The organism is Archangium primigenium, from assembly GCF_016904885.1.
Classification (GTDB): Bacteria; Myxococcota; Myxococcia; order Myxococcales; family Myxococcaceae; genus Cystobacter; species Cystobacter primigenius.
The window spans coordinates 6408044-6429252 of sequence record NZ_JADWYI010000001.1 but is presented as its reverse complement, the minus strand read 5'-3'; the positions used below and the strand labels follow the sequence as shown (position 1 = coordinate 6429252).

The window sequence follows — 21209 nt, the reverse complement described above, 5'->3', positions numbered from 1 at the left end:
GCCCCGCGGCTCAGAACGTCACGCCCTCGGTGGCGGGCGTGGGCACGGTCAACGACAGCCGCGGGGCCGTGCCCGCCTTGTCCCCGTAGAAGGCCTGGTAGAGGTAGAGGTCCGCGAGCACCTGCTTCACGTAGCCCCGGGTCTCGCGGAACGGAATCTCCTCGACGAAGAGATCCAACGGCAGCGCGCCCTTGTCCTTCACCCACTTGACGGCCGACTCGGGCCCCGCGTTGTAGGCGGCGGCGGCGAGCGCCGGATGGGCGAAGCGCTTCATGAGCTGGGACAGGTACCAGGCGCCGTAGCGGATGCTCAGCGCCGGGGAGAAGAGCTCGGCGGGATCCGGCTCGGGCTCGGCCAGCCGTTTGGCGATGGCGCGCGCGGTGGGCGGAATCACCTGCATGAGGCCGCGGGCGTCGGCGGCGCTGGCCACCTCGGGACGGAAGGCGCTCTCGCGGCGCATGATGGCCCAGACGAGGTAGGGGCTCACCTCGTAGCGCGTGGCCTCGCTCTGCACCGCGTTCTCGAAGGCGCGCGGGTAGAAGGCGGCGAGCGCGTCCGGCGCGCGGGCCCCGAAGGCCCGGCCCCAGAGGTGACGCGCGGCCACCGCGTGCGCGCTGCCGAACTCGCCCAGCCGCAGCAAGGCCCCCGCGAAGGCGAGCGCCTGCTCGGCGTCCCGGATGCGCGCGGTGCGCGCCTGGACCTCCTCGGCCGCGTCGCGGAACAGCCCCGCCTGCGCGAGCGCCACGCCGCGCTCGAGCTCCGGCGGCACGCCCTGGCCCACGGGCGGCCGGGGCGACTCGGGAAAGCCCGCGGGGGGCTCCTGGCCCAGCTCCCGCAGCCGCTCGGTGGCGAGCAGGGCGTAGTAGGAGTTGGGCGCGCCGGTGATGACGGTGGCGTAGCCCGGCGCGGTGACGTCCGCTCCGGCGCCCTGGAGCGCGTGGCTCCGGGCCTTCCAGTAGCGCGCCTGGGGCACGAGGCTGCTCTTGGGAAAGCGGTTCACCAGCGCGTCCAGCACCTCGCGCGCCTGGGGGTGCTGCTCCAGGCGCAGGTGCGCGAACGCGCGGTACCACAGCGCCTCGTCCTGGCGCTTGGAGGCCGCGTGGCGCTGCTCGAAGGCGGTGAAGGACTTCACCGCGTCCTCGAAGTGGCCCGCCTGGATGTCCAACCAGCCCACGAAGAAGCCCGCCTCGGCGGCGGCGCCCTCCTTGGGGAAGTCCTTCTCCAACGCCACCATGAGCTGGCGCGCCGTGGCGTTGTCTTCCTTGAGGGCGCGGCGCGCGGTGAGGTAGGCGGCCTCGGCGGCGACGCCCGGCGGGCCCTTGCGCGCGAGGGCGAGCTGCTCCTGCGCCTCCTTCTTCTTGCCCGCGGTGAACAGCACCTGCGCGCGCACCAGCGCCACCCGGGCGCGGTCCACGGGCGTGCGCGCGAGCTTCGCGGCGGCGAGCGTCTCCAACTCCTCCAGCGCGCGGGACGTGGCGCCGGCGTCCAGCAGCCCCCGCGTGCGCTGCAGGTGCTCGGCCAGGCTCAGCCGGGGCGGCGGCTTGAGGGCCTCGAGCGCCGCCAGGGCCTCGGTCGCGTAGGGGTGGGCGGGAAAGCGCAGCGCCACCGCGCGCAGGTCCGCGCGCTGACCCGTGGCGTTGCCCACCGCGCCGCGCGCCTCGGCCCGCTGGAAGAGCAGCTCCACCGTGGGCGTCTCGGTCGCGGCGGCCTCCAGGAGCGGCGCGGCCTCCTTCGCCTTGCCCGCGGCGAGCAGGGCCTCGCCCCGGCGCGTGCGCGCCCGCGCCGTCAGGGCCGGGGACGCCTTGTCCAGGGCCCGGCCAAACGCCGCGGCGGCCGCCTCCGCGTCCCCCGCGTAGAAGTGCGCCTGGCCCAGGTAGTACGCCAGATAGGGCTGGAGCGGCTCGGCCACCTGGGCGCCCGTCAGCCGCGCGCGCGCCTCCTCCACGTCGCCCTCGGCCAGCGCCAGCGTGCCCACCAGCAGCGACAGCCGACCCGCGTCCGCGCACCGGCTCGCCTCACACGCCTGGAGGTCCGTCTGGGCCCGTGTGCGCGCATCGGCGCGGTGTAGTCGGACCGCCTCCAGGGTGGACGCGGACTGGGCCCCGGCTCCGGACCCCGACGTCAGCACCGCGAGCAGCCCCCATCCCGTCCACCGCCTCATGCGCATCTCCTTGTTTCCCCTTTTGTTTTCGCCCGCCCCGCAGAGCAAGGGCAGGACAACTCCAAGTGTGGCGTACACATTCCCACCTGTCTCGTTCTGTGAGACGACGGCTGGCTGTTCCGGGGGCGGTTTGACAGACGGGCCGACAAGTCCTAGATCGGCCCCCGCGACGCAAGGGGCCAAGTGTTGGCGGGCGGGCGGTCAATCGGTCGTGAGACCGAGGAAGTGCAGACTAGTGGGCGTCCGGAGGCCGGCTCCGTTGTACCCGGGGACGCGGGCTTCTAAGAGGGGTGCGGCCGGCGCGGCGCATGACCCGTGAGGTTGTCCCAGGCAATCTCACGTCGCGGGCCGCTGGCGGCCCATTGAGTACGGGGGGAGATAACCGTTTGATTGGGAGGGCTCCGTTCCATGTTCAAGCCGTGTCCGACTGATTTGCCGCAGACCATCAACCCCGAGGCCGGGCCCAAGCGGGCGGGCGTCGAGACGCATCGCAATCTCAACTGCAATTACTACGACAACTGCCTGGATGAGGCCGTGCGCCGCGGCTGGCAGTCCTTCACGTGCGTGAAGTGCCAGCTCAACCAGCAGGTGGCCCCGCCCCAGATGGGCATCGAGGCCTACGCCACCCAGCGGCGCGCCATCTAGGGCGCGCCTTCCGGGCGTTTCTTCCGCCGCATCCCGCTGTCCGCTGTCCGTTGTCGCCCTGTCCCGAGGCTTCCGGAGCAATCTCAGTCGGAAGCCGGGCCCACCGGCCCCGGGCGCAGGTGAGCCGTATCCCGTCCCGCGCCCTCGCGTGCCTTGGTGGCTCTTCCCGAGGACGTCCGCGTGGCGGCGTAGATGACCACCACCCAGTAGCGATCCTTGCCCAGCGTGGGGGAGTCCCCCTGGACGGCGCCCACGCCCAGCGCGGTGTTCTCGCGCAGGCCCAGGCTCCGGGCGTCCGGCAGCGACGCGGGGCTGTCCGTCACGTAGAAGTCCACCGACGCGCTCCGGGCGCCCTCCACGGCGTTGAAGACGCGCTCGTGCACGGGATCTCCCGGCAGCTGCGCGGGCGGCAGGTTCAACGCGAGCGCGCGCCGCGCCTGCTCCTGGGCGAGCGCGTCCAGCACCGCCAGGCGCTGGAGCGGCGCGAGGCCATGCGCGGCGCGGTGGCCGGCGAGCACCTGGTGCATCTCCTCCACGGGGGGCAGCGCCGAGCGCACCGGCGCCCCCGAGGAGAACAGCTCGGTGAGCAGCACCTGGGGCCGCCCGTCCACGGAATGGAACGCCACGCCGATGCCCGCCTGGGTGAACGGGGTGCCCAGGAGGTTGCCGCGGTGGCCCGGGCTCAACTCGATGCCGAAGTGCGCGGCGAGGGGCCCGGCGGCCATGCCCAGGTTCTCCCCGGAGGAGCGAAAGCGCACCCCCGCGGCGTTGAGCCGGCCCCTCAAGTCCTGACCGTCCGGCGACACGTGGGCGAAGAAGCCCTCGCGCGCCATGCGCTCGCTGTAGGCCTGGGCCACCTGGGTGAGTGCCTCGTCCGGCACGAGCGGCTGCAGCTTGTGCGCCCGGCGCAAGGCATTGATGCGCTCGAGCACCTGCGCGCGCGCGTCCGCGATGTCCGTGGGCTCCACCACCGGCTCGCTCTCGCCCTCGTGCCGGGACGTCGCCACGTCCACGAGGAACAGCGCCGCCACCTCCGGGCCCCGCTCGCCCCGGCCGACGAGCTCCACCGTGTAGCGGCCCGCCACCGGGAACAGCACCCGCGTGCACGCGCTGCCCTCCACGTCCCGCGTGAGCGGCGGGTGCTCCACGCGCCCGTCCGGCAGCGTCACGTACACCTCGGCCGCGCGCAGGGGCGCGAGCAGATCTCCACAGAGCGTCTGCCCCTGGCCGGGCGTGTCGAGCACGCGCGGAAAGGGCCGCAGGGACGCCTTGCGCTCGGCGAGCAGCACCACGAGCGCGCTGGTCGTCCCCTGGCGCGCCATGCCCACGCCCACGTGGCTCGCCGGCTCCTGGTTCAGGTCCCGGCGCGCCTCGAGCGTGCTCACGGCCATCTCCCCATCCCCGGCGCGCACCACATAGGAGCGGGGGCTCGGGTCCGCGCCGCCCGCGTCGCTGAGCGCCTCGGTGAGGGTCACCAGGTCCACCGCCCCGGTGACGCCCCGCTCGAGGGCCCTGCGGGCGAGCTCGCGCGCCGCCTGGGTCAGGGCGGGGTCCGGGTGGGGCGAGCGCCGGCCGATGCGCTCGAACTCCTGGTGGATGTGGTGGAGCGCGCGCTGCTCCAGGATGGAGGGACCCGGCGGGGGGCCCGGGGGCGTGGCGGCCATCAGCACGCCGAGGACGAGGGCGATCATCGCGGGGGTTACTCCAGCCGGAAGACGAGCGAGGACACGGTGTTCGGGCCCAGCCGCGTGTTGAGCTGCTCGCGCAGGGCGGCCTCCTGGCGCGACAGGGTCTGGGCCCACTCGGCGCTGGCCACGGTGATGACCAGGGTGCCCGCCTCGAGCGCGTGGGGGCGGGAGTGCCGGGCGATGTTCGCGCCCACCGTGGCGCTCCACACCGGACCGAGCGCGCGGCCGCGGCCGGACTGCTCCGCCAGCCGCGCGAGGACTCGGGGAAGGAGCTGATCGAGGGTCTTCGGTTCGCGCCGGGTCATGTCCGCCCATCATCGACCGGCGCGCGGGGAATGCCAACGCGCCCGTGCGCCCCGGCGCGCGCCGTCAGAAGCCCAGCCCCTGGAGGAAGGGGACGAGCTCGTCCGCCATCCCGGCGTGGAAGGCGGCGGTGGGGTGCCAGTCCTCCCCATACGGGTCACCCGCGATGGGGGTGAAGACGAAGCCATGCACGCGCGTGTCGCCCTCGGCCCGCACGCGCGCCACCATGTCCGACACGTCCCGCCGCAGCCGGGTCCACAGCGCGCGGCCCGAGGGGTAGGTGTCGCTGGTCATCGGCCCCACCGCGCACACGATGACGGCCTCGGGGTAGGCCGCGCGCAGCTCGTGCACGAACTCGGCGTAGGCCTGCTTGAAGGACTCGGAGGGCGGCGCGGTGGGCAGGCCCGCGCCGTCCGCCACCGCGAAGTCGTTGGTGCCCAGGTTGATGACGATGACATCGGGCACGTAGCGCGAGGGCTCCCAGCGCGGCTCGGCCTGGTGGGGCAGGGTGCGCCGGTAGACCAGCGGCAGCACGCCGTCGCGCGCGCCCGTGTTGGCGCGGTACACGCCCTGTCCGGACACGCACGTGGTCACCCACTCGGCGCCCAGCCGGCGCGCGGTGAGGGGCCCGAAGGCCGCGAGGATGTCCTGGTTGCGCGCGTGGTAGCCGGTGTTGGGCTCGGTGTACGTGGGCGCGGCGATGCTCACCGCGTTGCCGTAGCCACACGTGATGGAGTCCCCGATGAACTCCATGCGCCGCGCGGGCGGGGCCGGCGGCTCCAGGAGCGTCCCCTCCAGCCGCAGGCCGAGGAAGCGCATCGCGCCCGCGTAGGCCTCGGTGCGCTTGACCAGCTCGATGGTGTGCTCGCCCCGCGGCAGGCCCCGCACGCCCGGCAGCCAGGGCGCGCCCGGCTGGAGCGCCAGCACCCCGCGCGACTGCCCGTCCACCCGCACGTCGACGAAGGTGGTGTGGGCCTCGCCCCCCTCGCCCAGGTCCTCGAAGCGCACGTCCACGCCCGAACACTGACAGCGCAGGCGCACGGTGCTCCCGGGGTACGCGGACGTCGGCCCCTCGCGCGCCTCCCGGTCCACGCGCCCGATGAACCGCAGGCGGGCGTCGTCCGGGGCCACCTCCGTCCAGGCCCAGGCGTGCTCCCCGCCGGGCGGCGCGGGGGCTCCGGGCTCGGGAGCGCCGGGCTCGGGCCGCTGGGGGGCGGGCGCCGGCTCCGGCTCGGGGGCGAGCTGATCGTCGAGGGGTTCACAGCTCACCAGGGCGACCACCGGCAGCCATCGTGCGACCCGCGACCCGCGCATCCGTTCGCCTCCTTTTCGGGGGAGCGCAGTATCCGACCCCGCGCGGTGGACGTCACCGGGGGGACCCCGGCGTCCCGGCTCCGGCTTGACAATCCCCGGGGGGTGCCGTTTGCCTGGAGTTCCCCGATTGGAGTCGCCGATGCTAAGCCCCCGTCTCCTGGCGCGTCGCGCCATGTTGGTGTGTTGCGCCGTGGTTGGGCTCGCCGCCTGTGCCGACTCCTCGAACGCCCCCTGGTTCGATCCCCAGACGCCCACGGAGGATCTCCCCGGCAGCTGTCAGGTGGATCAGGACTGCCCGGCGCCCAACCTCTTCTTCTGTGACACGGCGCGGGCGCGCTGCCAGGCGGCGTGCCGCGTGCGCGAGGACTGCACGGCGGCGCGGCGGGGCGCGTACCGGATCCCCGCGTGTGACGCCAACCCCCTGGGCTGTCAGTGCGACAACAGCCAATGCGTGGAGGCGATGTGCTCGGCGGACGCGGAGTGCGCGGCGTCCGGAGGCGTCTGCCGGGAGGGGCGCTGCGCGGCGGCGCCGGACGCGGCCCGGGCGAGGGCCTGCGAGGTGACGCCGGACGTGCTCGTCGCGCGCGTGGGCGCCCCGGTGCGCTTCTCCGTGCGGGCCTGGGAGGCGTCGGGCGCGGCGCTGGGCGTGGCCGAGAGCGCGGTGGAGTGGACGGCGGTGGACCCGGAGGTGGTGCGGCGCGAGGGCGCGGGCGCCACGTTCGTGGGGGTGCTGCCCACGCGGGAGGCGCGCGCGCTCGTGCGGGCGCGGGTGGGCGGCGCCACGTGCACCGCGCGTGTCCGGGTGCTGTCGGCGGACGTGCCCGCGGGGCGCCTGCGGGTGGTGGTGACGGACGCGCTCACGGGCCGTCCCGTGCCGGAGGCGACGGTGGTGGTGGCCGATGCGCTCGGGGTCATCCAGCAGGAGGACGAGACGGACGCGGAGGGCGAGCTCCTGCTCGGGGCCTTGACGGGGGAGGGCAGTGTGTCCGTCTTCCACGCCGACTTCGGCTACCTCACCGTCGCGCACTCCGGGCTCTCGGGCCCGACGGACCTGCGCCTGCCCCTGCGGCGCGACCCCGAGGCGCTCCGGGGCGGGGCCGTCACCTCCTTCGAGGCGGTGGTGGCGGCGCGGCCGGAGCTGCACGCGGGCCTGGCGGGCCTGAGCGCGCCGGACGCGGTGACGGACCTGCGGGCGCCGCCGCTGCTCGCCCCCGTGCGCCGCGAGGTGTTCCAGGTGGACGGGCAGGCGCGGCTGGTCGCGCTGCCCGAGGGCGCCTACGCCGCGCTGCCGGACAGCACCCTGCGGCAGACGGAGGTCCGGGCGCGAGGGCTCGCCGGCGTGTGCGCGCCCACGGGGCCGGAGGACACGGAGTCGGAGGCGGCGACGCGCCGGGGCGCGTGTGGCGTGCGCACCGCCTGGGCCCTGGGCGGAGACATCCCCTCGAGCGTGCTGCCCCGGGGCGTGGGCGGCGTGGTGGACGTGGGGCCCCTGCTGGCCAGCCGCGTCCCCCAGGTGCGCTCCTTCAGCTCCTCGGTGGTGCGGGACGTGCGCTTCTCCCTGGCGGCGCCCGGCGCGGAGCAGCTCGTGCCCGTGGCCCATGACGTCACCACGGACAAGGCCATGCCCCTGGGCTTCGCGTTCGCGCTCCGGGTGCCCGCCCTGCCGCGCTTCCGGGGCGTGTTCCTGGACAGCGTGGCCGTGCTGGGCCAGGCGGAGGTCGCGGGCCGGGGCCTCGTCCCCCTGGGGCTGGGCTTCGGGGTGAACACGACGCCGGTGGATCAGAACACGGACACCCAGCCGGGCCTGGGCGCGCCGGGGCTGGTGGCCGTGCGCATGGCCCCCACGCACCACGGGCTCGAGGGCAGTCCCTACCTGCTGCTCCTGTCGGCCACGCCCGCCGCCGAGGAGGAGGGCGCGGAGGCCTCGAGCGTGCTGCTGCACCGGGGCCTCGCCACGCTGCCCTTCGATCCGCGCGGAAGCGCCCCCGTGGCGGTGGCCGGGCCCTTCCTGGGCGTGCCCGAGGGCGCGCGCTACGCCACCGAGGGCGGTGCGCGGCGCTGGCTGCGCTTCGTCTCGGCCCCCGCGCTGCCCGAGGGCGCGCTGCTGCGGGGCGTGTTCACGGACGGGGCGGGGCGCCGCTGGACGGTGCTCCTGGACGCGGCGCGGGCCGTGGAGGGCCTGCGCCTGCCCGTCCCGCCCGCGCCCTTCGAGGACCGCACCTACCTGGGCGACCACCTGGGCTCGCGCGCCGGGCTGTCGATGCAGGCGCTGGACGCGCGGCGCACGGGGCGCGCGGAGGGCGAGGTGCTGCGGCTGGAGGATCTCCTGGCGGCGCGGAGCGTGGACCTGGCGGGGCTCGACGCGGCGGTGGTGGGCTGGGCGGCGCTCAACTCGGTGTGGCCTCGGGTGCGCTGGGTGGAGCCCGCCGAGGAGGGCCAGAGCGTGCCCCGGGGCGCGCGCCTGCGGGTCCGGGTCACCTCCTTCCGGGTGGGACAGGACGCGCTGGCCGAGGGCACGGTGCGCCTGACCTTCGAGGGGGGCCAGGGCTGCGCGGGGCAGGTCGTCGAGGGCACCAGCGTGGACACGCAGGGGCGGGGCGAGGTGGAGCTGCCCCTGCCCGAGGCGTGCTCAGGCACGGAGGTGCGACTCACCGCGAGCCTGCTGGACAGGGAGGGCGCGGCGTTGTCTCCGCCCACCACCCGCGCCCGGACCGTGACGATTCTCCCCTGAGGCGGTCACCAACTGGCTTCCAGGGTTTTCCAGATGATAAGGTCTGGTCCGGTATGGCGCAGAATGACACCGTCGTCACGGTCATCTCGAAGATCTCCGAACGGCCCGTCGATTTGGACGCGGCGCTGGTGGTCATCTACGGCCTGGAGCTGGGGCGCAAATACGATCTGCGCACCGAGCAGACGCTGATCGGCCGGGCGGCCAAGGCGGAGATCCAGGTGGACCAGGAGTCCATCAGCCGCAACCACGCCTGCATCACCAACACGAGCCGGGGCGTGTTCATCAAGGATCTGGGCTCCACCAACGGCACGTTCGTCAACGACGAGCCCGTGCAGGGCGAGCAGTCCCTGCGCAACGGGGATCTGGTGAAGATCGGCCGGACGATCTTCAAGTTCATCGCGGGCGGCAACATCGAGACGGCCTACCACGATGAGATCTACCGCCTGACGACGATGGACGGGCTGACGCAGATCTACAACCGGCGCTACTTCGAGGAGGCGCTGGAGCGCGAGGTGTCACGCTCGCGGCGCTACGAGCGCAGCCTGTCGCTGGTGATGTTCGACGTGGACCACTTCAAGCTGGTGAACGACCGCTACGGGCACCTGGCGGGAGACCACGTGCTCAAGCAGCTCGCCTCCACGCTGCGCACGCGCATCCGCCGCGAGGACGTGTTCGCCCGCTACGGCGGCGAGGAGTTCGGCCTGTTGCTGCCGGAGATCGACCTGGCCGGGGCGGTGTTGCTGGCGGACAAGGCGCGGCGGCTGGTGGAGAAGCAGCGCTTCGAGTTCGACAAGAACGTGATTCCCGTCACCGTCTCCCTGGGCGTGGCGATCCTGGAGTCCACACACCGGGATCTGGTGGACCTCAAGCGCGCGGCGGACGGCAAGCTGTACGAGGCGAAGTCGGCGGGCCGCAACCGGGTCTGTTCGTGACGTACCAGGCGCCCGCGATGCGGGAGGCCCTGCTGGGATTCGATCTGCGCGAGCTGTTCATCCCGCCGGACACGGCGTGGAGCGCCGAGCGGCGCGCCACCTATCTGCTGCGCGAGGGCGTGCGCAAACCCCTGTCGGTGGACCCGCGCGTCTGGCCGAGCCTCTTCGGCGCGGACTTCCCGGGCCGGAGGGGCCCCAACGCGGGCCTGTGGGACGACCTGTCGCGCATGCGCAAGGCGCGGGGCGTGCCGCTGTCCAAGGCCCACGAGGCGGTGGCGGTGGGCTGGATCTCCGCGGATGGGTTTTCGACCGCGTCGCCGCTGGGCCCGTTCCAGGAGCGGATGGACCCGCCCACGGCCAGTGATGACTGGTCGTTCCTCGGCTTCGACGTCGCGGATGCCGGCTTCATCAGCGGTCTGACGAACTGTGGATATGTCGCCGGGGAGCGCGACGGACTGCGGGCCACCTGGAGCCCGGCGCTCAACGTCCACCACCTCTTCTCCGGGCTCGACGAGGCCTTCGCCTTCAAGGCCGTGGCGGACCGGCGCGTCCCCGAGCACGCGCCGTTCTTCGTCTATTCGTTGTGGCTGATTCCGCGCCCGTGAGCGGTGCGCGGGGGGACGTCCTCGCATGTGCATCGTGACGTGGGTGGTGTCGGGTCAGGACTTCGCGGCGTACGCCTTCCTGGAGCGCTTTCCCAAGCTCAAGCGCAAGCTGGAGGCCGAGGATGACGTCTGGAGCCGGGGCGACCCCGTGGGAACCAAACGCCAGCGGGTCGACGGGGGCTTCTCCCTGACGATCTTCGACGAGGACACCACGGAAGGCGCGGTGGCCGAGGCCCGGCGCGTGCTGCTGGCCTTGGAGCCCGTGCGCGCAGCGCTCGAAGGCCAGGAGGTCCAGAGCGTCCTGCGCATCGGTCTGTATGTGGGCACGCAGAAGAGCTTCGTTCCGGTCCTGAATCTCAGCCGGGAGGATCTCCAGTTCTTCGCCCAGGCGGGCGTCTCCGTCACGGTCCTGGGCTATCCCACGAGCGAGGACGAGGACGAGGACAAGGCGGAGTGAACCCGTGCGGATGCGTCGCGGAATCGCCATCACACTGACTTTGGTCGTGGTGCTGCTGCTCGCCGTGGCGATCCCGTATGGGGTTCGCGAGTTGCGCATCGACGGGTGCCTCGACGCGAGCGGGGCCTGGGACGAACACACCGCGCGGTGTGTCTTCGCGAAGCCGTGAGGCCTTGTTCACGCGATGAATGGCCAATTCAATCTCTTTGCTGCCTTCTGGCTCTTGGGAGGACCGGCGCTCGCATTGGGTGCCGCTGTCTGGGTTGGCGCGGAGCACGGGTTTGGACTCGCCGCCCTGACCTTCGCCGCCATTCTGGTGGCTTGGTTCCTGCTCCGCGAGCTGTTGGGCATCGCGGTCGACGTGCTCTATCGCTTCTTCCCCCTCCGGCCGACGTGCCGGAACGGACGCTGCCAGGCGTTTGATTACCAGTGGGTGCGTTTCGGCGAGAGCACCGTGACCTGGCGCTGTGGGTGCGGGACGGAGTACCGGCAGGAGGGCGCGATGTTCTCCGAAGTGGATGCCGAGGGCCGTGTTCGGCCCTACATGCGCAAGCACTGGGGCCGGTGGCGCCCCGTGTCCCGAGATGAGTCTCGTTGAGGAGAGCTTGGCGGGGATCCGGACACGTCAGTCGCCCGCGTGACGTGTCACTGACACGTCCATGACGCGTCAGCGGGCCTTCACTCGAGGCACAGAACTCGCACACCCCGCGTCATGACGACCGTGTTCCCTCGGAAAGCCTCCGGATCCGAGGCGCTGGCACCGTCATTGCTCAGGACCTTGGCGTTCCAACCCTTTCCCCCCGGGTCCTCGCCATGCGTCATTCCCACGAGTCCAGCTGTACCCACTGCTCCTGCAACAACCCCGTGATGGTCGCCCTGGAGAAGGAGTTGTTCCAGCCGGAGCTGCTGAACGCCCTGTCCAAGAGCCTGCAGCCGACCCCGTCCGCGGCCCCGGCCTCGCTGCTCATCACGGGGGGCATCATCCGTCCCCTCATCAACGGCTCGACCGAGACCGTGGAGGCGCTCGGCATTCACGGGGGCAAGGTGGTCGCCGCCGGGACCCTCGCGGCGGTCCAGGCCGCTCTGTCGAGCCAGGGCATCACCTATACCACCCGCCAGCTGAGCGCTGGGCAGACCCTGCTGCCGGGGCTCATCGAGCCGCACGTCCACATCGTCCCCACCGCGATGACGGGGGGATGGCTGTCCTTGAACCGGATCTCCGGCCAGAACCTGATGGCGACGTATGACACGGCCTGGATGACCCAGACGCTCCAGGCCTACGTCGCCCAGGCGGGCCCGCCCAATGGCAACTGGGTCCTGGCCAAGAGCGTGGATCCCTCCCTGATGCCCTTCGAGGGCCCCAACCTGGTGACCTTCACCAACACGATGCTCGACAGCATGGTGAGTGACAGGCCCCTGTTCATCCTGAGCGCGTCCATGCACACGGCCTACGTCAACACCGCCGCGCTGCAACTGACGTATGCGCAGCTCTCCCCGCAGGAGAAGACCACGTACCCCACGTTCGGGGATTACGAGACCGCCACCCAGGGCCAGCTGCAGGAAGAGGTCGGCATGGCCCCCGCCCTCAAGGCCCTTCCCCAGCAGCAGAAGACAGACATGCTGCTCGGGATGGGCAAGCACCTGGCGGCCTTCTTCCAGGAGGCCAGCTCCCGCGGAGTCACCTTCCTGTACGACGCCGGCATGACGACGAAGTACAAGAACCTCCTGCAACTCTACCTCGCGGTCGCGCCGAAGAAGACGCGCATCGGCGCGGCGCAGATCTGCTTCACCCAGGCCGACGTCGAGGCCATGGGGGCGTACCAGACGGTCACTGCCTACAGCGACATCTACTACGGCCACGCCAAGCTCGTCTCGGACGGCTCCAATCAGGGACTGACCGGCTACCAGTCCACGCCCTATGACTGCCAGGCCATCAACCCCCAGGGCATCTTCAACCTCGTGGACCCCAACGACCCCGATCCCACGCAGGTGCCGAGCCTCTATACCCAGATGGTGCAGACGGCCGTGGTCTCCCAGGGCTGGCCCCTGATGATCCACGCCAACGGGGACCTGGCCGTGAAGTTCGCCCTGCAGGTGTACAGCGCGGCCATCCCGAAGCAGAAGGACCCGGGCCTTCGCCATCGCATCGAGCACTGCTCCCTGCTCATCCCCGATCAACTGGCGACCCTGCGGCAGTACGGCATCTCGCCCAGCTTCCTCATCGGGCATGTGGGCTACTGGGGCTACGCCTTCAGCGAGATCATCTTCAAGGACAAGGCGCAGCACAACCTGGACCTCAGCCGCTCCGCGCTCGCGGCCGGACTGCGGATCTCCCTGCACAGCGATTGCGAGGTGAGCCCGATGGGGCCCCTGCGCATGATGGAGCAGTCCATCACCCGGCGCATGGAGGCCGCGCCCGTCGGGCCCAACGGCGTGCCTCCCGCGCTGAACGCCGACGAGTGCCTGAGCGCGGAGCAGGCGCTCCTGGCCGTCACCCGCGACGCGGCCTGGCAGTGCTACGCGGACGCGTGGGTGGGCGCGCTGGACACGGGCATGTTCGCCGACTTCGTCATCCTGGCGCAGGATCCGCTCACGCTGAGTGACCCCTACCTGAAGATGCGGGACATCCCCGTGGTGGAGACGTGGAAGGACGGGGCGCCCACGTACACGGGCGGGACCACGGGCACGTAGCCGCGAGCGTGGCTTGAGGGGGGCTCGGCGGCCGTGGAATAGTCCGCGCCCCCGTGTCCCGCTTGGGACGGAAAGGCCGGCCGCCGTGAGCACTCGACAGGACGTCCCCCCGAAGACCGCGGCCTGGCTCCATGACCGGGCCCACGTGTTCCACTCCTGGTCGGCGCAGGCCACGTTGGACCCCGTGGTGGTGGCCGGCGCGCGGGGGTCGCGGTTCTGGGACGAGAGCGGCCGGACGTGGCTGGACTTCTCCAGCCAGCTCGTCAACGTCAACGTCGGCCACCAGCACCCCAAGCTCATCGCCGCGCTCAAGGCCCAGGCCGACACGCTGTGCACCGTGGCGCCCTACCACGCCAACGCGGCCACGAGCGAAGCGGCCCGGCTCATCGCCGAGGTGGCGCCGGGCGACCTCAACAAGGTGTTCTTCACCAATGGCGGGGCCGAGGCGATCGAGAACGCCGTGCGCATGGCGCGCCACCACACGGGGCGGCACAAGGTGCTCGCGGCCTACCGCGGCTACCACGGCGCCACGGCGGGCGCGGCCTCGCTGACGGGCGATCCGCGCCGTTGGGGCAGTGAGCCCGGCATGCCGGGCGTGGTCCGGTTCTGGGGCCCCTACCTGTACCGCTCGGCCTTCCATGCCACCACGCTGGAGCAGGAGCGGGACCGTGCGCTGGCGCACCTCGCCGACGTGCTCGCGATGGAGGGCCCGCACAACGTCGCCGCCATCGTGCTGGAGACGGTGGTGGGCGGCAGCGGCATCCTCGTCCCGCCGGACGGCTATCTGGAGGGGGTGCGCGCGCTGTGTGATCAGCACGGCATCATGCTCGTGGCCGACGAGGTGATGACCGGCTTCGGGCGCTGCGGCGAGTGGTTCGCGGTGGACCGGTGGAAGATCACCCCCGACCTCATCACCTTCGCCAAGGGCGTCAACTGTGGCTATGTCCCGCTCGGCGGGGTGATTCTCAGCGAGCGGATCGCCGAGACCTTCGCGCATCGCCCCTATCCCGGAGGCCTGACCTACTCGGGGCATCCGCTCGCGTGCGCCACGGCCGTGGCGTGCCTCCAGCTCTACCGCGAGGAGCGCATCATGGAGCACGCCCGGCACCTGGGCGACGACGTCCTGGGTCCGGCGCTCCGGGAGTTGCAGCAGCGCCATCCGTCGGTGGGTGAGGTGCGGGGCGTCGGGGTGTTCTGGGCGCTCGAGCTGGTGCGCGACCGGAAGACGCGCGAGCCGCTGGTGCCCTACAACGCCTCGGGCGCGGCGAACGCACCCATGGCGGAGCTCGTGAACGCCTGCAAGGCGCGAGGGCTGTGGCCGTTCACGTCCGGCAACCGCGTGCACGTGGTGCCGCCCCTGACGATCAGTGACGAGGAGGCGCGCGAGGGCCTGGCCATCCTCGACGAGGTGCTGTCGCTCGCGGACCGGCACGTCTCGGCGTGAGCGGAGGGGAGGGGACCGGGAGCCCCCGGCCCCTCGGGGTGCTTCAGGCGCGGGACGAGGCGGGCGCCTCGCTCAGCTCCTTGGAGAAGATCTGATCCTGGTTGCGGAACGCCTTGAACTCCAGCGCGTTGCCCGAGAAGTCGTGGATGAACATGGAGACGTGTTCGCCCACCTTGCCCTCGAGCCGCACGTGGGGCTCCTTGACGAAGCGCACGCCGCCCTTCTTCAACCGCGCCAGCAGATCATGGAAGGCCTCCCAGTCGAGGTTCAGCCCGAAGTGGGGGATGGTGACGTCGCTGCCGTCGAAGTCGGACGCGCTGGTCGGCCGCTCGGGGGCCAGATGCGCGACGATCTGGTGCCCGTAGAAGTCGAAGTCCACGTAGTGGTCGGTGCTGCGCCCCTCGGGGCAGCCGATGACGCCCGTGTAGAAGGCCCGCGCCGAGGCGAGATCCTTCACCGGGAACGCCAGATGGAAGTCCTTGATGGTCGCCATGGTGTGCTCCTCTTTCATGCCTTGTGGGCTGTCACGCCCGCGGCCTCGAAGATGTTGTCCCAGAACCGGTCGAAGACGCCCTTGCTCTTGCGGTAGCCGCCCACCAGGCCCTCCAGCGCCGAGGGATCCTCGTCCACCGCCGCCATGAGCGCCGCGCGCAGCCGCTCGCGGTGCTCGATGTCCACCTCGCCCGTGTGGATGTCCCAGAAGCGCGGATCCATCCGGTCCGCCAGCACCTGGATGGCCGGGTTCTTCATGAAGTGGGTGTGCATGGCCGCGAGGTAGACCTGGCACAGGCACTCGCCGCCCATGCCGCGCAGGCCCACGGCGTACCAGGGCGAGGCCTTCATCACCAGGTCGCTCATCTCCCCCAGGAGCTGGAGGTTGCCCGGGTGGGCGTTCTTCTCGAGCTCCTCCCGGGGGATGCCGAGGCTCACCAGGAAGTCGTCGTAGAGGCGCTGGTGGGCCTGCGTGTGCTGGCCGTTGCCCAACTCGTCGTTGAGGAAGTCGGCCATCAGGCTGCGCAGGTTGCCGAACGGCAGGCGGTAGACCAGGAGCGCCAGGTCGCTGATGTAGAAGAGGGTGAAGTAGCGGTACTGCACGAAGACCTTCTTGAGGACGTCGAGCGGCACGTGCGCGAGCGACTGGAGCTTGCGGTCCGCGAGGTACTCGGTCTGGGTCCGGGCGTTGTCCGCCATGCGCCAGAACTCTTCCTTCAAGGCCTGGAGGGATTGCTGATCCACTAAATGCCCTTTCTCCCGGGGGGGAGTGGTTGGTGCACCAGGGAACGGAGCGTAGCCGCGTTCTCTTCAAATCTCGAAAAACGAGAAGTCACTTCGGGCTCCACCAAGTGTGAAGCCAGACCGCTCTCGGGTTTTACCTGTTTATATTGATTTCCGTGTTGACATCTGGCTTTCGGCGCTCGCACTGTGCGCCCGTCGCCAAGGCTGGCGACGGATGCCAGCGCGTCCCCGAGACGCGCATGGCGGGAGATGTCCCCATGCCGAAGTCGAAGACCCTCTCGTCCTGCCTTCGTTCCGCCCGCCGGGCCCTGCCGGGGCTCGCCGCCCTGGCGCTGGCCGCGCTCACGCCCGACGCCCAGGCCCGCTCGGCGGTCTATGGCGGGGGCCCGTTCTATTCCGGTGGCACCGCGGTGATGGACGACCTGCGCGCCTCGGGCTTCACCACCGTGATGCTGTGGAGCTTCCACATCGAGGACAACGGGGACCTCGTCTACAACGACATCCCGGTGGTCAAGAACGGCGCGTACGTGGGCGATCCGGCCTGGCCCACGCGGCTGGCCTCGCTCAAGACGGCGCCGACGTCGGTCAACCGCATCGAGGTCTCCATCGGCGCCTGGGGCGTTCCGGACTTCGAGCGGATGATCAAGCTGGTCAACGGCACCGCCGCCGGCTGTGGCAGCACGCTCGTCTGCGGCACCGGGAGCAACAGCATCCTGTACCGCAACTTCCAGGTGCTCAAGAGCATCACGGGCGCCGCCGCGGTCAACTTCGATGACGAGAGCGCCTACAACCTCACGCCGACCGCCCAGTTCGGACAGATGCTGGTGGGCCTGGGCTACAAGATCACCTTCGCGCCCTACACCAACCAGAGCTTCTGGAAGGGCCTCAAGGACAACCTGGGCAGCGCGGTCGATATCATCTACCTGCAGGTGTACGACGGCGGCGCGGGCAACAACCCGGCGAGCTGGAACACCGCCATGGGCATGACCGTGGACCCGGGCCTGTGGTCGCGCCACGGCTCGGGCTGTGGCAGCGGCGACAGCCCGGCCACGGTGCAGAGCAAGATGAGCAACTGGAAGGCCTCCGCGGGCATCGCCGGTGGCTTCATGTGGCTCTACGACGACATCCAGGCGTGCAAGGCGCAGGGCACGTCCGCGCAGTACGCGTCGGCGATCAACACCGCGGTCAGCGGCAACACCCCGCCCGTGGCCCACTTCGGCGTCACCGTGAGCGGCCTGACCGCGACCTTCAGCGACGCCTCCACCGACAGCGACGGCACCATCGCCGCGCGCAGCTGGAACTTCGGTGATGGCACCGGCTCGACCGCGACCAACCCCAGCCGGGTCTACGCCAGCGCCGGCAACTACACCGTCACCCTGACCGTGACGGACAACAAGGGCGCCACCCACACCAAGACCCAGACGGTCTCGGTCGGCTCGGGCTTCGTCAACCTGGCGCTCAACAAGCCGGCGACGGGCTCCACCGCCTGCAACACCACCGAGACGCCCGCCAAGGCGGTCAACGGCAGCGTCTCCGGTGGCACCACCGACAAGTTCTGCTCGCTCGTCTCCCCGGGCTGGCTGCAGGTGGATCTCGGCTCGGTGCAGACGGTCAAGAGCTTCGTGGTCCAGCATGCCGGCGCGGGTGGCGAGTCGAACACCTGGAACACCAAGGCGTTCACCATCCAGACCTCGAGCAACGGCACGACGTGGAGCACCCCGGTGACGGTGACCAACAACACCGCCAACACCTCGACCCACGCCATCAGCGCCACCTCGGCGCGCTACATCAAGCTCAACGTGACCACCGCGTCCCAGGTGGGTGATCCCGCCACGCGCATCTACGACTTCGAGGTGCGCTGAGCCCGCACCCTTGCGCCAGGTCCGTGCCATGGCTAGCCCTCTGGGTGAACCGGGGATCCTTCGCCCCGGTCCACCCAGGACACGGACATGACCTCTCCCTCCATTCTCATCGCGGGCGCGAGCATCGCGGGCCCCGTGCTCGCCTACTGGCTGCGCCGCTACGGCATGAACCCGGTCGTCGTGGAGCGGGCTCCGGACCTGCGGCTCGGCGGGCAGACGGTGGACCTGCGGGGGGCGGGCAAGGATGTCGTGTACAAGATGGGCCTCGAGCGGCAGGTCCACGCGCGGACGACCCGCGAGGAGGGAATCCATTTCCTCGACGAGGGCGGCCAGATACGCGCCTCCCTGAGGGCGGACGACTTCGGGGGTGAAGGTCCCATCGCGGGGGTGGAGATCCTCCGGGGCGAGCTCGCCTCGATGCTGTACGAGCACACGCGCCACGAGACGGAGTACCTGTTCGGCGACCGGGTGGAGTCCCTGCACGAGGAGGACGACAAGGTCCAGGTGCGCTTGCTGAACGGGGGCGAGCGCACCTTCGATCTGGTGATCGCCGCGGACGGCACGCGCTCGAAGACGCGGGATCTGGTGTTCGGCGCCGGGACCGAGCTCCGGTTCCTCGGGGGCTACGCGGCCTACTTCACCATTCCGCGCGTCGACTCCGATGGCACCTGGGCCCGCGCATGCGCACTACCGGACGGCCGGAGTGTCCTGTTGCGCCCCGATAATCTCGGGACGACCCGGGCCCTGCTCACGTACCTGTCGTCCAATCCGGGCCACGACAAGCTCGATCCCCGGGCCCAGAAGGACATGCTCCAACGGCTCTTCGCCCACGCGGGCTGGGAGACGCCCCGGGTGCTGGCCGAGATGGAGCACTCGCCGGACTTCTACCTCCAGGGCATCACCCAGGTCCGCATGCCCTGCTGGTCGCGCGGGCGCGTGGCCGTGGTGGGGGATGCGGCCTACGCGCCCTCGGGGGTGACGGGCATGGGCACCACGCTGGCCCTGGTGGGCGCCTACATCCTCGCGGGAGAGCTGGCGCGCTACCGGGGCAGCCACCAGGCCGCGTTCGCCTCCTACGAGGCCCTGATGCGCCCCTACGTCACGCGGACCCAGCACCTGCCGCCGGGCATCCCGCGGCTCGCCAACCCGAGGACCCGGCTCGGCATCAAGGTGTTCCACTCCGTGCTGCGCTCCGCCACCCATCCGCTGGTCACCCGCGCGCTGGGCAAGGTGCTCCGGCCGCCCGCGGAGACGCTCCAACTGCCCGACTACTCCGCGCAGGAGCGCCGGGCCGCCGCCTTCGAGCGGGCCGAGGAAGCAGAGGGGCTCTCCGCGGGCGCCTGAGCCGGGGCGCTACCGGCTCACCCGCCACACGGTGTTGCCCGCGTCGTCCGCCACCAGCAGGGAGCCATCCGGCAGGAAGGCCACGCCCACGGGCCGGCCGTGGACCTCGCGCTCGGCGGTGTCCTGGACGAAGCCCGTGAGGAACGGCTCGGCGGGCGCGGTGGGCTGGCCCTCGGGGGAGAAGGGCACGAAGACCACCTGGTAGCCGGAGAGCGTCGAGCGGTTCCACGAGCCGTGCTGGCCGATGAAGGCCCCGTGGCGGAAGCGCTCGGGGAACATCGGCCCCTCGTTGAAGGCGAGCCCCAGGCTGGCGGTGTGCGCGCCCAGCGCCACGTCCGGCACCCGGGCGCGCCGCACGAGCTCGGGCCGTTGCGGCTTCACCCGGGGGTCCACGTTCGCGCCGAAGTAGCTGTAGGGCCAGCCGTAGAACGCCCCGTCCTCCACGTGGGTGAGGTAGTCGGGCACCAGGTCGTCGCCCAGCTCGTCCCGCTCGTTCACCGCGGTCCACAGCGCGCGCGAGCCCGGCGCGAAGGCCAGGCCCACGGGGTTGCGCAGGCCGCTGGCGAAGACGCGCTCGCCCGAGCCATCCGGGTTGATCTCCAGCACGTTGGCGCGGCGCACCTCGTTGTCGAGCCCGTGCTCGCCCACGTTGCTGCCCGAGCCCACCGACACGTAGATCTTCGTGCCGTCTGGGTGGGCCAGCAGGTTGCGCGTCCAGTGGTTGTTGTAGCCGCCCGCGGGCAGGTCGAGGATCTTCTCGCCCTTGCCGGTGAGGGTGGTGGCGCCGGGCGAGTAGGGGTAGCGCCAGACGGCGTCGGTGTTGGCCACGTAGAAGAAGTCGCCGAGCACCAGCATGCCGAAGGGCTGGTTCAGGCCCTCCAGGAACACCGTGCGCGTCTCGGGCACGCCGTCATGGTCCGCGTCGCGCAGCAGGGTGATGCGGTTGGCGCTGGGCTCCGTGCGCGCGGAGGCGGCATAGCCCACCAGCTTCGCGCCGAGCTTCATCACGCCCTTGAGCTCGGTGTTGGCCTCGGCCACCAGCACGTCGCCCTGGGGCGTGACGTAGAGGTTGCGCGGGCTCACCAGGTCGGTGGCGTAGCGCTTGACCGTGAAGCCCTCGGCCACGGGCGCCTGGTCCTGGGCCCAGCCGCGCACCTTGCTGAACCTGCGCACCGAGTCCGTGGCGTACGGCCCCGGCAACTCCACCGTCTCCGTGCGGGTCACCACCTGGGACGGGGGCGTCTTCTCCGCGTGGGAGCAACCGCCCAGAAGCCCCACGACGCCTGCTGCCAGCATCCTGTTCATGGGCGCGGAGCATTCTTCAACCCGCGGCCCATGGCGAGGAGAACTCCTCCGGGCGGAGCGCCTTCGGGGCGGTGGGGCGCTACGGGCACTCGCTGGGATCGAACGAGACGACCTTCGTGGCCGTCGCCGTGACGCCGCACGAGTCCGTGACGACCACCTTCAGCTCGAAGCGCTTGAGGAAGCACGAGGCGCGGATTTCATTCACCGCCTCGAACTCGCCGCCCTGGTGTGACGAGGAGGGGCCCCAGACGCTGCCGTAGCTCGTCGTGCTCGAGCGGTAGGACCACGTGTAGTAGAGCGCCGGGGTGATGGTGCCCCCCACGGTGAGCGCCTGATAGTACTGGACGCCCCCATAGCGGGAGATCTGCGAGGGGCCCTGGATCGATACGGACAGGTAGGGGCACCCCGCCTGGGCCTGGGCGGGCACGGTGGCGGCGGCCATCAGACCAAGCAGGGCGAGGGAGCGAGAGAACGTCGGCATCGGAATCTCC

At 71.4% G+C, this 21209-nt stretch carries 19 protein-coding genes; 11 read left to right on the top strand and 8 right to left on the bottom strand.

The genetic code is table 11. The features are described 5' to 3' along the window. Positions 1 to 10 precede the first annotated feature (10 nt). Entirely contained in the window at positions 11 to 2161 is a 2151-nt protein-coding gene (locus I3V78_RS26145) for a lytic transglycosylase domain-containing protein (protein ID WP_204491160.1), read from the bottom strand. Between the two features lie 408 nt (positions 2162 to 2569). On the opposite strand from I3V78_RS26145, the gene I3V78_RS26140 reads away from it, so the two are divergent. Then, complete coding sequence (locus I3V78_RS26140) at positions 2570 to 2806, top strand: hypothetical protein (protein ID WP_002625343.1); 237 nt, start codon at positions 2570 to 2572, stop codon at positions 2804 to 2806. An 83-nt stretch (positions 2807 to 2889) separates the two neighbouring features. Here I3V78_RS26140 and I3V78_RS26135 read toward each other — a convergent pair whose 3' ends face one another. The 3 genes from I3V78_RS26135 to I3V78_RS26125 all read right to left on the bottom strand — a co-directional run bounded on the left by I3V78_RS26135 (position 2890) and on the right by I3V78_RS26125 (position 6111). Then, on the bottom strand, positions 2890 to 4497 hold the full coding sequence (locus I3V78_RS26135; RefSeq protein WP_204491159.1) for a CAP domain-containing protein: 1608 nt from the start codon (positions 4495 to 4497) through the stop codon (positions 2890 to 2892). 8 nt (positions 4498 to 4505) lie between these two features. Then, positions 4506 to 4799, bottom strand: coding sequence for a DciA family protein (locus tag I3V78_RS26130; protein ID WP_204491158.1), 294 nt, complete (start codon positions 4797 to 4799; stop codon positions 4506 to 4508). A gap of 64 nt (positions 4800 to 4863) precedes the next feature. Beyond that, a complete protein-coding gene (locus tag I3V78_RS26125) occupies positions 4864 to 6111 on the bottom strand; it encodes an SGNH/GDSL hydrolase family protein (RefSeq protein ID WP_204491157.1) in 1248 nt (415 codons plus the stop codon). Between the two features lie 190 nt (positions 6112 to 6301). Between I3V78_RS26125 and I3V78_RS39985 the strand changes: the two genes are divergently transcribed. The 8 genes from I3V78_RS39985 (at position 6302) to I3V78_RS26085 (ending at position 14971) form a co-directional block, all read left to right on the top strand. Next, a complete protein-coding gene (locus I3V78_RS39985) occupies positions 6302 to 8842 on the top strand; it encodes a carboxypeptidase regulatory-like domain-containing protein (RefSeq protein WP_204491156.1) in 2541 nt (846 codons plus the stop codon). Positions 8843 to 8895: 53 nt separating this feature from the next. Next, a complete protein-coding gene (locus I3V78_RS26115) occupies positions 8896 to 9774 on the top strand; it encodes a GGDEF domain-containing protein (RefSeq protein ID WP_204491155.1) in 879 nt (292 codons plus the stop codon). Then, the gene (locus tag I3V78_RS26110; RefSeq protein WP_204491154.1) at positions 9771 to 10379 is read left to right on the top strand and encodes a hypothetical protein; all 609 of its coding nucleotides are present in this window, start codon (positions 9771 to 9773) and stop codon (positions 10377 to 10379) included. Before I3V78_RS26115 ends, I3V78_RS26110 begins: the two co-directional genes overlap by 4 nt. A gap of 25 nt (positions 10380 to 10404) precedes the next feature. Beyond that, entirely contained in the window at positions 10405 to 10836 is a 432-nt protein-coding gene (locus I3V78_RS26105) for a hypothetical protein (RefSeq protein WP_204491153.1), read from the top strand. Positions 10837 to 10840: 4 nt separating this feature from the next. Then, positions 10841 to 11005 (top strand): hypothetical protein, encoded by a 165-nt coding sequence (locus tag I3V78_RS26100; RefSeq protein ID WP_204491152.1) that lies wholly within the window; start codon positions 10841 to 10843, stop codon positions 11003 to 11005. Positions 11006 to 11020: 15 nt separating this feature from the next. Next, the gene (locus I3V78_RS26095; protein WP_204491151.1) at positions 11021 to 11434 is read left to right on the top strand and encodes a hypothetical protein; all 414 of its coding nucleotides are present in this window, start codon (positions 11021 to 11023) and stop codon (positions 11432 to 11434) included. A 215-nt stretch (positions 11435 to 11649) separates the two neighbouring features. Further along, positions 11650 to 13527 (top strand): amidohydrolase, encoded by a 1878-nt coding sequence (locus I3V78_RS26090; protein WP_204491150.1) that lies wholly within the window; start codon positions 11650 to 11652, stop codon positions 13525 to 13527. Positions 13528 to 13612: 85 nt separating this feature from the next. Continuing rightward, the gene (locus I3V78_RS26085; protein ID WP_204491149.1) at positions 13613 to 14971 is read left to right on the top strand and encodes an aminotransferase class III-fold pyridoxal phosphate-dependent enzyme; all 1359 of its coding nucleotides are present in this window, start codon (positions 13613 to 13615) and stop codon (positions 14969 to 14971) included. Positions 14972 to 15014: 43 nt separating this feature from the next. Here the strand turns inward: I3V78_RS26085 and I3V78_RS26080 are convergent, their stop codons facing one another. Continuing rightward, on the bottom strand, positions 15015 to 15464 hold the full coding sequence (locus I3V78_RS26080) for a VOC family protein (RefSeq protein WP_204491148.1): 450 nt from the start codon (positions 15462 to 15464) through the stop codon (positions 15015 to 15017). A gap of 14 nt (positions 15465 to 15478) precedes the next feature. Continuing rightward, complete coding sequence (locus I3V78_RS26075) at positions 15479 to 16207, bottom strand: iron-containing redox enzyme family protein (protein ID WP_204491147.1); 729 nt, start codon at positions 16205 to 16207, stop codon at positions 15479 to 15481. Positions 16208 to 16464: 257 nt separating this feature from the next. Here I3V78_RS26075 and I3V78_RS26070 point away from each other — a divergent pair, with 257 nt between their 5' ends. Both I3V78_RS26070 and I3V78_RS26065 read left to right on the top strand, forming a co-directional pair. Beyond that, complete coding sequence (locus tag I3V78_RS26070; protein WP_204491146.1) at positions 16465 to 18069, top strand: PKD domain-containing protein; 1605 nt, start codon at positions 16465 to 16467, stop codon at positions 18067 to 18069. 87 nt (positions 18070 to 18156) lie between these two features. After that, positions 18157 to 19413, top strand: coding sequence for an FAD-dependent monooxygenase (locus tag I3V78_RS26065; RefSeq protein WP_204491145.1), 1257 nt, complete (start codon positions 18157 to 18159; stop codon positions 19411 to 19413). Positions 19414 to 19422: 9 nt separating this feature from the next. Here the strand turns inward: I3V78_RS26065 and I3V78_RS26060 are convergent, their stop codons facing one another. Both I3V78_RS26060 and I3V78_RS26055 read right to left on the bottom strand, forming a co-directional pair. Then, complete coding sequence (locus I3V78_RS26060; RefSeq protein ID WP_420840429.1) at positions 19423 to 20718, bottom strand: PQQ-dependent sugar dehydrogenase; 1296 nt, start codon at positions 20716 to 20718, stop codon at positions 19423 to 19425. A 79-nt stretch (positions 20719 to 20797) separates the two neighbouring features. Next, the gene (locus I3V78_RS26055; protein WP_204491144.1) at positions 20798 to 21199 is read right to left on the bottom strand and encodes a hypothetical protein; all 402 of its coding nucleotides are present in this window, start codon (positions 21197 to 21199) and stop codon (positions 20798 to 20800) included. Positions 21200 to 21209: the final 10 nt, after the last annotated feature.